10 protein-coding genes are annotated in these 12,710 nt (G+C 41.4%); 5 read left to right on the forward strand and 5 right to left on the reverse strand.

Annotated features, from left to right (window positions below; genetic code table 11):
* Positions 1–345: 345 nt before the first annotated feature.
* Positions 346–897, forward strand: a complete 552-nt coding sequence (locus MF4640_RS03025) for a M23 family metallopeptidase (protein ID WP_078388636.1) — start codon at positions 346–348, stop codon at positions 895–897.
* A 220-nt stretch (positions 898–1,117) separates the two neighbouring features.
* Here the strand turns inward: MF4640_RS03025 and MF4640_RS03030 are convergent, their stop codons facing one another.
* Both MF4640_RS03030 and MF4640_RS03035 read right to left on the reverse strand, forming a co-directional pair.
* Positions 1,118–2,320 carry a YbfB/YjiJ family MFS transporter gene (locus MF4640_RS03030; RefSeq protein WP_078388637.1) on the reverse strand — a complete coding sequence of 401 codons (1,203 nt, stop codon included), beginning with the start codon at positions 2,318–2,320 and terminating at the stop codon, positions 1,118–1,120.
* A gap of 108 nt (positions 2,321–2,428) precedes the next feature.
* Positions 2,429–3,034 (reverse strand): flavin reductase family protein, encoded by a 606-nt coding sequence (locus tag MF4640_RS03035; protein WP_078388638.1) that lies wholly within the window; start codon positions 3,032–3,034, stop codon positions 2,429–2,431.
* A 159-nt stretch (positions 3,035–3,193) separates the two neighbouring features.
* Here MF4640_RS03035 and MF4640_RS03040 point away from each other — a divergent pair, with 159 nt between their 5' ends.
* From MF4640_RS03040 to MF4640_RS03050, 3 genes are all read left to right on the forward strand, one after another.
* Positions 3,194–4,582, forward strand: a complete 1,389-nt coding sequence (locus tag MF4640_RS03040) for an L-cystine transporter (protein ID WP_078388639.1) — start codon at positions 3,194–3,196, stop codon at positions 4,580–4,582.
* A gap of 152 nt (positions 4,583–4,734) precedes the next feature.
* The gene (locus tag MF4640_RS03045) at positions 4,735–5,562 is read left to right on the forward strand and encodes a PhzF family phenazine biosynthesis protein (protein ID WP_078388640.1); all 828 of its coding nucleotides are present in this window, start codon (positions 4,735–4,737) and stop codon (positions 5,560–5,562) included.
* Positions 5,563–5,708: 146 nt separating this feature from the next.
* Positions 5,709–8,486, forward strand: coding sequence for a M16 family metallopeptidase (locus MF4640_RS03050; RefSeq protein ID WP_078388641.1), 2,778 nt, complete (start codon positions 5,709–5,711; stop codon positions 8,484–8,486).
* 89 nt (positions 8,487–8,575) lie between these two features.
* Here MF4640_RS03050 and MF4640_RS03055 read toward each other — a convergent pair whose 3' ends face one another.
* Positions 8,576–9,640, reverse strand: a complete 1,065-nt coding sequence (locus MF4640_RS03055) for an amidohydrolase family protein (RefSeq protein WP_078388642.1) — start codon at positions 9,638–9,640, stop codon at positions 8,576–8,578.
* Between the two features lie 121 nt (positions 9,641–9,761).
* Positions 9,762–10,157 carry a DUF3144 domain-containing protein gene (locus MF4640_RS03060; protein WP_004696747.1) on the reverse strand — a complete coding sequence of 132 codons (396 nt, stop codon included), beginning with the start codon at positions 10,155–10,157 and terminating at the stop codon, positions 9,762–9,764.
* A gap of 114 nt (positions 10,158–10,271) precedes the next feature.
* Here MF4640_RS03060 and MF4640_RS03065 point away from each other — a divergent pair, with 114 nt between their 5' ends.
* A complete protein-coding gene (locus MF4640_RS03065) occupies positions 10,272–10,904 on the forward strand; it encodes a hypothetical protein (protein ID WP_078388643.1) in 633 nt (210 codons plus the stop codon).
* A gap of 70 nt (positions 10,905–10,974) precedes the next feature.
* Here the strand turns inward: MF4640_RS03065 and MF4640_RS03070 are convergent, their stop codons facing one another.
* Entirely contained in the window at positions 10,975–12,435 is a 1,461-nt protein-coding gene (locus MF4640_RS03070) for a CHAD domain-containing protein (protein ID WP_078388644.1), read from the reverse strand.
* Positions 12,436–12,710: the final 275 nt, after the last annotated feature.

A 12,710-nucleotide genomic window follows, 5' to 3' on the forward strand; every position in this document is an offset into this window, starting at 1 on the left:
ATTGCTATTTCATGAACGAATGTTAAAGGCATTTCAAGGAGGAATCGATCAAAGGGAGTTGAACCAAAGGAGGACCCTATGTCGAATAATGTTGTGAAAACATTAAAACAGAAGATCAAAGCACGTTTAAAAAAGATCTCTAAGCATCAGTCTAAGCTGAAAGCCTTAGAGAAAGAACTGAAGAAACGTAAGTAATTTATGTGGTTTATTTGAAGCAAAGCCCTCATTTTATATGAGGGCTTTGTCGTTACATTTGTAAGATATCTTTCAATATATGAAGCATTTAGTATGAATAAGTAAGTTTATCTTATTTTCATATCTAAAAATTAGCTGAGTAGTTGAATCATGTCTCGTTTAGTTCTGAGTGGAGCTATTTTAAGTACAAGTCTGTTGATGAGTGGATGTCAGCCACCCGCTTCGGGTGAAGCAGCAGGTTTGAGTTATCCATATTTATATTGGCAGTTATATAAGACACCTTTAGAGAAAAACTTAAATGTGCCTGTACAAGGTATAAGCCATAAGCAGATACAAGATACTTGGGGGGCAGCACGTGGTCAGGGACGAAAACATCAAGGTATTGATATCTTCGCTAAACGCGGAACACCTGTCTTAAGCACCACATCAGGCATTGTCTTGGATGTCGGCCTCAATAGTCTAGGTGGACAAGTAGTATGGGTAATGGGACCAAACTTAAGCCGTCACTACTATGCACATTTAGATGCTTATGCGCCTGATATTCAAACTGGTGATTGGGTTGAAGTGGGAGAGGTATTGGGCTATGTCGGGAACACGGGCAATGCCAAGAATACGCCACCACATTTGCACTATGGAATTTATAGGACTGGAAAAGGAGCCGTAAATCCTTATCCGTATTTAACTTTAAATGCATTGAAATAACCGAGCTTTGATCTACAGATGTAAAAGTTTGAATGCATCCATTGTATTGGTCATAGAAGGTCCCTCAATTGGGTTCTTTTCTTATACTTACACAATACATTTGTAGTATTTAGAGGTAAGTTAAAAATATCACTACGTATTTAACATGGATGACCCTCTATAACGCGCCCGACTAACGCAAGTAGGTTAATTCTTTTTTGATTCTCTTCAATGCGAAGGCTTAAAAGGCCTCTTTTTTAGTTGTTGGATTGGAGGTGGATGTCCTACGAGTAAAATAAAATAGTTGCAGTGTTCCTAAACTGAGTACTCCCGCAGCAAGCATAAACTGAAAGTGATATGACCAACCCAAATGCTGCAAGGTACTAAAACTTAGGCCACTGACCAGCTGGACCGTTGCAAAGCTGAGTGTTGCCATACTCCACAACTTTTTATAGGCCAAGCCGTAGAGTTGTAAGATGGTGTAGGAGGTGAGAAAGACTACCGCAGGGTTCAGTAGACCTGTGAGAAATGAAGACAGGAGCGTAAATACAGGCGAGAAACTCAGAACCGCAATAAAAACTGCCGCAATATAGACACTGTATAAAATCTTTAAAGCCAGAAAGTTGCCAAATTTACGTGCTAAAGCATAAGCTGTCGCTGCACCCAAAGCGCTGCCTAAGCCATATAAAATCCAGTTAAAATTGATCCAATATAAATTTAGCGTTAAAACATGACTTAAATAATCAATCCAAAACAAAGAATGGGGAATATAGGCAAAGGCGCTGCAGGCATAAACAATGAGTAAACTATAGTAAATTTTATTCACTGTATGAGTTTGGGGCTGGCTTGTAGAGATACTGTGTAGTTGCTTTTGGAAAGGGCGAACCAGTATCCATAATAACCATGTAATGACAAATGCAAAGCCACTGAGAATGAACCATGCGCTACTGATTGCAATACGGTCTAAATACGGCATAAACAGCGTGGCTGCCAATACACCAATTCCTATTCCGCTAAATCCAATGAGATTAATTTTAAAACGGTGCTGTAACTCACTGCACTGCGCCACAATACTGGGCGATAGAATCATCAGCAAACCACCGCCGATACCTGAAATGATGCGCCACACCAAATACCAAACTTCGTTAAAATGCGCAAATGCACAGGCAAATAGGCTGATTGAACCAAAGAGCGCAGCAAAAATGATATAGATCGGCATTTTTGCATTTTGTGGCAACTTCATCGCCCAAAATGCTCCGATTAGATAACCCAGCAGATTGGCGCTACCGAGTAGGCTGGCGAAATTGTGTGACCATTCATAGGCTTCGCGAGTGGACGGCAGTAGAGCGGTATAAGAAAAACGTAAGATGCCAATTCCCAAGCACATACTCAGGCAGAGAAAGAGACTCAGTTGTACGGTGCTTGAGAACGTCCTGTTCATCATAATTTGACTATTTGTTTAAAAAACACACTTGAACTATAAGATGAAATTTACAATAAAACAATCGGGTGATGTCCACCTTTAGTCGAGCGGAGTAAAGGCGCAGTCAATTTAATCAGTATCTTTGAGTTGATTGATATCCACTGCATCACCAATGGTATAAAAATGCCCGCCTGCAACATGATGGATACTTTTCCATTCATCTGCGGCTTCATGGTAGTACCAATGGCCATCTCTAAAAACACGATCATCTGCATAAGCGGCAATGACTTTGCCAATAAACAAGTCATGCTGCTGCTGATTATGTGGTTCAGGAATGAGTTCACACAGAATCCATGCGCTACAGCCTTCAACCACTGGAATTGGGCTGTGACCAAACTGAAAAAGGTCGACCCCACACTGACGTAACTTTTCAGGAGCATCATATTGACTGATCATGCCCAGTGCGTAGACCATTTTCAGATGTTTAAGTGTAGGGACTTGCAGCGCAAACAAACCCGATTTTTCAATAATACTGCGGGTTTTTGTCGATTTATCGAGTACGACCGTCACTTTGGCTGGGCTAAACTCTAGGGCGCATGCCCAAGCCGCGGCCATGACATCGGTGCTTTCATCATGTTGACTGGAAACCAGCACGGTTGGGCCGTGGTTGAGTAGCCGATATGCTTTTTCTAAAGGGACGGGCAGAATGTGAGGATTAAGCAAAGATTGATTCATGTAAAAGAACACTTTAACAGCCGTTTAAATGCTTTATACCACATTCTAAAACTGCCAATTCAGTCTAAATTTGTACATTCAGCGTGGAATATGGCGCAAAACAGTAAGCCCGTTTAAATTTTGATTTATAATTATGACAGCATCATTTAGGGAAACAATATGAATATCCCCTTAATCGTCAATGTCATCATTTTTATTGCATTGCTTTTTTTACTGGGCCGAACCCGTAAAACCGATTGGAGTTTAGCGAAGAAGGTACTGGCAGGTCTCTGTCTCGGTATTGTTTTTGGTCTCGCTTTACATGGGTTTTATGGTACGAATTCGCCTGTACTGCAAGAGTCGGTACAGTGGTTTAATTTGGTCGGTAAAGGCTATGTCAAACTACTACAAATGGTGGTGATGCCTTTGGTATTTGTTTCCATTTTAGGCGCTGTGATTAAGCTGCACGATGCGGGTTCATTGGGTAAAATTAGTTTTATCAGTATTGGGACTTTGTTATTTACCACAGCGATTGCTGCATTTGTCGGTGTGGTGGTGACCAATCTGTTCGGCTTAACTGCGGCAGGTTTAGTGCAAGGGACACAAGAAACTGAACGTTTAAATACGATTCAAACTGACTATGTCGGGCAAGTGGCTGACTTGCAAGTGCCTGATTTATTTCTGTCATTTATTCCGAGCAATCCTTTTGCCGAGCTGACTGGGGCACATCCAACCTCCATTATTAGCGTAGTCATTTTTGCAGTGTTTTTAGGCATTGCAGGCTTGAACCTCATGAAAGCGGATGCTGAAAAAGGGCAAAAGCTGTTGTCTGCAATTGACATCTTGCAAGCGTGGGTCATGAAGTTGGTGCGTCTAATTATGATGCTCACGCCTTATGGTGTGTTCGCACTCATGACCAATATTGTGGCCAACTCTAAAATGGCGGACATCTTAAACTTAGGTGGCTTCTTGGTTGCGTCTTATATCGGCTTGGCGATTATGTTTATCGTGCACGCAGTGATTTTGGCGTTCACAGGTGTTAACCCAATTCAGTTCTTTAAAAAGGTTTGGCCTGTGTTGACCTTTGCGTTTACTAGCCGTTCAAGTGCTGCCAGTATTCCTTTAAATATTGAAGCGCAAACACGACGTCTGGGCGTACCTGAGTCGATTGCCAGCTTTTCAGCATCATTTGGTACGACCATTGGGCAAAACGGCTGTGCAGGGCTATATCCTGCGATGCTGGCTGTTATGGTTGCACCGACAGTAGGTATTAATCCGCTCGATCCACTTTGGATTTTGACTTTGGTTTGTGTCGTGACCTTGAGCTCGATTGGGGTGGCGGGTGTAGGTGGTGGAGCAACATTTGCAGCACTGATTGTCCTGCCGATGCTGGGCTTGCCTGTGACTTTGGTTGCACTGCTTATTTCAATTGAGCCTTTAATTGATATGGGGCGTACGGCTTTGAATGTGAATGGTTCTATGACCGCAGGTGTCGTGACCAGCCAAGTCTTAGGTCAAACGGATAAGCGTATTTTTGAGCAAGACAATGTGGACTTAAAAGAAGTCTAAGCTGAGAAATATATAGCTTATGAACTGAAAAGAAGCCTATCTTCATGATTAGGCTTCTTTTTATTGGGCGTGTATCCATAAATGACTAAAAACTGTATCTACTTTTTTACTCAGTTTTTTGCAAAATAAAGCTTCAATTTAGGAGAAAAACGATGAAAATGTATCAAGTCGATGCCTTTACAACTGAATTATTTAAAGGTAATCCTGCCGCTGTGATTGTACGTGATGAATGGTTAGCAGTAGATTTGATGCAGAATATTGCTTTGGAAAATAATTTGGCAGAAACGGCTTTTGTGAAAGTGATTGATGCTGAAAACTATGAAATTCGTTGGTTCACCCCTCAGGTTGAAGTGGACTTTTGTGGGCACGCGACTTTAGGCAGTAGTTTCGTCCTGTTTCGGGATTATACCGATGCTAAACGTATCCAGTTTCATGTGAAAGACTTGGGTGTTTTTATCATTGATCAAGATGTTGATGGCAAGATTCATATGAATTTTCCAATTCGTGCACCGCAAAAGTTAGAAGACTATCCTGCGGAAATTCATGAATTGGTCGATTGTGAAATTAAAGAAGTCTATTTAAACCCACAGGCTTATATTTTAGTGTGTGAGTCTGAGCAGGCCGTTAAGGATGCCAAACCGAACTTAGATAAAATTCGTCAACTGGCAGAAAAGCACAAAGTCAGTACTGCGATTACTGCCGAAAACTTGGATGTTACCCTGACCTCAACGTCTCAAGACTATGATTATATCGCGCGTTATTTCGCACCGCATAAAGGCATCAATGAAGACCCTGTGACAGGCTCCATGCATACAGGTCTTGCACCACTATGGGCGGAGAAGTTGGGTAAAACCTCATTGATTGCCTATCAGGCATCGAGCCGTGGAGGATTGCTTTACTGTGATATTCAGTCTGAAACACGAATCCAAATTTCTGGCTATGCCAAGTTATATATGACGGCTGAACTTTACTTAGATTAAGTTGTAATTCTCTTAAATTAAAACTACTGGTGAAAAATAAGCATTGATTAAAATGCTATTTTTCACCAAATTACTATAAAAATAATTTCACTTTCCTCTATGATGTTGAGAATCATTCATATTTTGTCGAATTATTTGGAAAAATAATGTTTATGCGTTTTAAAACATTGAGTTTGTCGGTATTGCTACTTGGCTTTGGGGGCACAGTATGGGCACAACCCGTATTGGTAAAATCGGAACAGAAAATTGAAGAATATAAATTAGATAACGGTTTACGCATTATTCTTGCGCCAAACGATAAAGAAAATAAAGTGTATATGAACATGGTCTATTTGACTGGTTCATTGAACGACCCAAAAGGTAAGGGCGGTTTAGCGCACCTACTGGAACACTTAGCGTTCAAGGGAACTAAAAATGTTCCAGGGGACGAGTTTCAGCGCCGTTTAGATCAATACGGTTTAATGAATAATGCCAGCACAGACTATTATTCAACCAAATATATTAATGTGGTTCGTCCTGAACAAAATGCGATTAATGAGCTGATTCATCTTGAAGCTGAGCGTATGGATGGCTTGGTGCTCCAAGAAAAATATGTACCGTCTGAGATCGCGATTGTAAAACGCGAGCGCGAAGTCCGTATGGATCAGCCTTTTTCAGTGCTTATGGATCAGATGTGGAAGTCCGCTTATGGTAATCAATATTTAGGGCGTTTACCGATTGGTGATTTAAACGAGTTACAGTCAATCAAAATGGCTGAGCTGAATAAGTTTTATCGTGACTGGTATGCACCGAATAATGCGGTGTTTGTCATTTCAGGTAAGTTTGACCAAGCAGCTGTATTGAAGCAGATTGATGAAAAGTTTAGTGCGATTAAAGCGCGTGCTGTGCCTGCGAAAGTTAAAGTGCCTGTCTTAGATGCCAGTAAGATTAAAGAACGCCAGTTTGTAGTAAAAAAAGGCAGTAACTTAGCCAAATACAATATCTACCTGAATGGTAAAAACGAGAACATTAAGACTGCGTTGGCGGTGTCACCGTATTTATACACCATGCAACCCAGTGGGCATTTGTACCAAAGCATTGTAGAAACGGGAACGGCGACAGCAGTTCAGTCGACCACATGGTTAGACCAAGATTTTAATATGGTGTTTATGGGCGCAGTTTATGCCCCCAACCATGATGTGAAAAAAGTCGAGTCGGCTTTGGTTACTGGGGTAGAAAAAACACCAAGCTTCAACGAGGTTGAGCTCAACCGCGTGAAGAGTATGATTAAAAATGCACAAGAAAGCATGTTCAGCAGTGCAACAGCAGTCGGTGGCATGCTCAGTGACTATGTGGTCTCTGCCAATGGTGATTGGACACAATACTTTAAAGATCAGCAACAGTTACAACAGCTCAGCGTTACTGATGTGAACCAACGTTTAGATGACTTTTTAGTGCCTGAGCATCGTATTTCAGGCACTATTTTACCGACCCCAGAAGATCAGAAAAAAGCACTTGAACAAGCGGCAGCAGCGACCCCAGCAAAAACTTTAGACCAACAAGCAGTGGCTGAAGAACCATTGAAAGATGTCAGTGCGTATAAGGCAGAAGTGGCTGGATATGTAAAAAGCTCAAAGCAGTATTTAGAAAGTGCTGAAAAACAAATTCAGCGTGGCAAGTTAAAAAATGGCATGCAATATGCGCTGTACCCAAGTACCACGCGTGATGATAAGACTTATGCCACCATTTCGATTGACTTTGGTACCGCAGAAAGTTTGTTTAATAAAGCAGAGTTGTTAGATCTTACTTCTTATTTATTGCTTAGAGCGTCAACTCAATATAGTTTGCAAGATATTGCCGATCATTCTATAGATGCGGGTGGAGGTGCAAGTGCAGCAAGTAATGGCAATGGGATTAATATTTCAATCGTGGCGAAGAAAGAAAAGTTTGATGAATTTTTTAACTTCGTGATTGATGTCCTTAAAAATCCAACCTTTGAACAAAGCCAGTTTGATTTGATTAAGTCGCAAAGCTTAGCAAGTCTAGATCGACCATATACAGAACCTGAAACTGTAGCGGCTTTAACCATTGCTCGTTTACTTGAAACTTATCCAATAGGGGATATTCGACATCACTTCGAGCCTGAATATGTCAAGAAGCAGTATCAGGCCGCAACACAAGCTCAGGTTAAACAGTTGTATCAGCAGTTTTTTGCGATGAATCATGCACAAATTTCGGTAACGGGCGTGATTGATACGAAAAAGATGAAAAAGACTTTAAATCAGGCTTTTGCAAACTGGAATTCGGCAGCGACTTATCAGCGGATTACTTCTGACTTTACTGCATATAAAGCGCAGCGTGTACATGCACTGTCAGAGCAGCGTGAGTTTGGCAGCTATCAGAGCATTATGACGTTCCCTGTGGGTACATACCACCCAGATGCACCTGCTTTACAGGTACTCGAGCACATCTTAGGTGAGTCGCAGTTGTCTTCTCGTTTGGCGCAAGAGCTACGTGAAAAGAATGCCTTGGTCTATGGTTTTGGCAGCAGCATTTCGCTGGATGACTGGACGGAGTCAGGAGCGCTGACGATTGATGCAAACTATAGCGCAGGCAAATCGGCTCAAGTGTCTCAGGCGGTGTATAAAGTGTTGAATGAGTTACTGGCAAAAGGCGTTACTGAACAGGAAGTGGAAGCTGCCAAGGCCGATATTTTGAAAAAACGTGTGACTGCACTTGAAGATAGTCGCAATATCCATCGTATGTTAATTCCTCAAATGAAGCGAAATCGTACTTTACTGGATCGCGAACAGCGTGATTTAGCATTGGCAAAAATTGGCAAAGCCGATGTTGATGCGGTGATTCAGAAGTATATTAAGCTGGATCAGTTGGTTGAAGTGATGGCTGACCAATATGGCAAAGCGCAACCAGCGCTGAAAAAGTAAAGATTTCAGTTTTCATTTAAAAGAACCCCTCAAAATTGAGGGGTTCTTTTTGTTATAGCTTTTAGAAATTAGTTTTCTTATTTTTTTAATTAAAGCCGATAAAACTGTTTGGCATTGTGATGGAATACGCGCTCTAAAGCATCAGGCTCATAGACAGCGACGACATCGCTAAAGGCATCGATAATATTCACCAACGATGTACTGACCGAATCCATAGGAAAGTTAGAGGCAAACATTACCCGATATGTGCCAAAACAGGCGAGGGCATGCGTAATCATGGGATTTGCAAGGTCAAAGACTTCTTGTTTGGACGCCAGTCGGCCTTCTTTATGAAAGCGATGTCCTAATACAGGCATGAAAAGCCCCGACATTTTGGTATAGACATTCGGATAGCTTGCAAGTTCAGCTAAGTCGTCCTGCCAACGGAAGAAAATATTTTCCCGCGCCGTCTGTGTCATCCCTGTATTTGCACCAATTGGGCCAAATAAACCTGCGGGTGTACCCAAATGATCCAGCACAATGGAAGTTTCTGGGAACTGCTTGGCCAGATAAATTACATCTTCAAGCTGTGTCGAATAAACCCAAGCATCAAAACTCAAGTTGTATTGGGACAGTACTTCGAAGCCTTTGAGAAATTTTTTATTGCGATATAACTGTGGCTCATCTGTCCACGCATGGATTTGTTTGTCTTCATGAAAAGACGCCATTTTACGAATACCACGAAAGTGTGGTGAAGCTTTATGATGTAATTTTAGGATCTTTTTAAAGTTACGATCACGTGGGTCAGCTGTTGCGACAATGCCACCCAATTTGACGGTATCTACCCCAAAAGCTAAAGACTCGATAAACTGAGTTTCCTCAACCACGCCTTTACCTTTGCTGTGATGCCAACTGGCTTCAACATGTACCACTTGCTCTACTGTGTATGGGCCAGTATCGAGTTTATAGTCTTGGGGCAAATAAGGACGTGTGATATGACGGGTTAGGCCTAGGGTTTCAATCAGATCTTTAGGTTTCACCAAACGAACCATTTTGTCCAAAAGCTTAGGATGCTTACCCAATAATTTGACTGCCAAAGCCGCTGCATGTGGCGTGTTATAGGGGTCCCACTGATGGATGTGTGGATCGATGAGTGCAAAGTCCAAATGCTGCATGTTCTTCCCTAAGTCATATTCCTTAGCGATTACCTTACTGTAAATTTAGGTGTTGCAACATTGTATTTCGTTTCAAATACGACGAAATGAAAAAAGCCTGCGCAAGGCAGGCTTGGATTGATCAGTGATCGTGTTTGTGGTCATGCTTGTTGGCATGAAATTCTTCGTTATGACGGAAACGAAGGTAGTTTTCAAACTGTTCACAATATTCGTCATAGTTGTCTTCAAGCATCATTTGGAACTGTTGCAAAATATAAGACATCACTTGCTCTTTGGCATCACGCATTTCATCGCCATCTTTAAAGTTGTTGGCTGCCACCCACGTGTTAAAACGGGCTGTACCAAACAACATCGCAGCACTCACTTGGCCACGTATTTCAGCAGGTTTCACTTGTGAACCTTTTTCAGTGCGACAAAAATCGTTGGCTTGCTTAATAAATTCATCTGCACGTTCAAAAAAAGCAGCATTCAACGCTTCTTCTTCGGTTACATCTGTTGCTTCAATCTTCTGAACCATGAACTTGTCCTAAAATACATAAATAACTCAGACTGCATTATAGGCAAAGCCTTGCAGAAACTAAACCTTTGCCTTAATCTAAAAATAGCCTAAGCAATAAAATAGAGAATATCCATGCAAGACGCGATTGCGGTACAAAGTTTAAAAAGTGATATTGCTTTATTGCGTCAAAATATTTGGCCACCACAAAATTTAGCCAATGTCGAAGGCTTACCAATCTATTACGGCACGAAAGCGGAAGTTGAGGATTACTACCGTCAGTGGACGGGTTTGATTGAGCGGGCACAAGACTTGTTCCAACCCTTTATGGAAGAAGATGTATTGGATGCAATTCATTTACCTAGTCATTTGAATTTACCGCTGTTTTATTTTCATGTCGATCGTATTCGGATTAATAAAACCCGCGCCAAAGAGTCTAAAAGTTTTCGTGGTATTGCAAGTCTAATCGAAAAATGTGGGCAGTTTGAACCAGAACAGGTGCACGCTATGCGCGCTTGGTTGGACAGCGATGATAATGCCGCCTTGGTTGCGCATAGGGAGTTTATTGATCTCAGAACCTACGTCTTTCAACACGGACAGAGTGAATATACCCGTACCCGATTTTATGTAAATGGTATCGTGTTAAGTACTGAAGCACACTTTGAACTGGTCGATGCACGAGACAAACCACGTAAGCAGCGCAGTGATAGCTATAACGACCCCTTAGCAGATAACAATACGTGGAAAGTGTACGGAAAGTATCGTTAACTTAGGTGTAGACAGGGAATTCACCTATAGAAGAACTTTTCGCTGCTGATCTATATTTTAATTTAAAAGACTATTTCAGCTTTTTGGTTTGACTGAACAGCATCAGCTGTTGTTCAACCAATTTCAGCATTCTATTTTTTTCCGCGGCGATCCATCCTGTGGCAAAACTATAAGCGGCTTCTGGTTCAGGGGCTTGTTGAAATAAGGCATCTGCAACCACCAAATCATTATAGTGCCCTAGGCTTTCCTGAACTGCTTTGAGTTTTTTTAAATAGGTTTTTAATGCTTTTACATCGAGTAAAGACGTCACAAACTCAATGCTATAACGCAGTTGTTTGACTTGTTTACGAATACGGTGTTTTTCCTCATCTTCAAGCTGGCTAAAGTGCTCGGCATGTGCGCATATTTTATGGTGTAAAGCCTGTATCACTTTGAGTGCATGCTTTTTCAGTTTGGTTTTTGAAGGTGAATCTAGTTCTTGCTCTGTAAATAAAATCAATTCAAGCCAAAGTTGCGTCGTTTCTGCTCGTTGGAACAGGGCACAGACATCAGTGATGGCTTCTGTACTTGGAGCAAGATGGTCTAAAGGATAACCAGCCTCTATCAGTTGGGGGAGTAAATCTTCATTTAAGGCATCGATGTCACGTGTTCCACCTAAGGCTTGAAAAATAGTGGTGAGTTCAGTTTTCCAATGCGGTTGCGTAGCCTCCGACCATGCAGCAAAACTTTTCAGTGCGGTACGTAAGCGGCGGATTGCCACGCGGGCTTGGTGGACATGCTCACTGGAGTACTGCTGTCGAGCAATTGAACTGGCATTGGGAAGTAAATGCTGTAAGCAATTGGCCACTATGCTTTGTAGAGCCTCAACTTCGCTTGAGCTTCTGTTCAGTACAAGAGGTGTTTGATACTGCGCAGAAAAGTAACTTTGCTGACGAACAGCTAGAAGGCCATAGTCAGATTTACTATGTGTGTCGAGACTCAGTTGGTATTTTTGAATCCAAGGTTGTATAAATGCGATCAGATCTTCTATCGATCCTTGTTTTAATTCAAATTCGATTTCGAAAATATCTACACTGCTTTGTTCTTTAAAAATTTTGCCAATATCGAGAGCAATTTCAACTGTACTACTTCCAACATCCTGCAAAACGCGTAAACGTTGGATCTTGGTTTCAAAGAGCAATTCAAGGGTTGGAAGTGGAAGCCCCAAAGCGCGTTTTAATTTTTTGTAGATAGCGGAATAATCTTTATAGTTATCTAAGTCGAGTGTAGTCGTCTCAGGTGGCTCTATATCAAATTCAAGTTCAAAGCGACCCAATGCTTTTGCGGTATCTACTGCTTTGAAGGTTTGTTTCCATTCATCATTTTCCTGCCGACGTCGAATCGCGATGCAATGCTTAGCAAGTGTTTGATCCGCTGTATCAAAGTATTGGGCTGCTAAATGAATCGGCTCAGCCTTGAGCAGTGTAAAGGCTTTTTGCAAGGCCTTACGCTTCTTAACTGGAACTTGAAACTTAAACTCAATCTCTTGCATAGCCCATGACTCATGACAACCTAGGTTTTACTATATGCTAAATTGAGCAAAAAAAGTCCAGATTTGAATAGGTATAAGCTAAAAGAGCAGAAATAGTGTGCTAGATGTCACTTTTAAAATGAGATAGTGGTTAGAAATATGCAGAGTTAATAAGTACAGATGGTTGCATCGAAGTGATAATAAATCTACATTGAGTAGGAATGTATAGGCTTACTTTTTAAGAATAAAAAGGAATATAAAGCCTGTATTGTTTTGATAATAGACCGCTTTGTCAT

Origin of the sequence: Acinetobacter sp. MF4640 (assembly GCF_002018895.1) — a bacterium.
GTDB classification, from domain to species: Bacteria; Pseudomonadota; Gammaproteobacteria; order Pseudomonadales; family Moraxellaceae; genus Acinetobacter; species Acinetobacter johnsonii.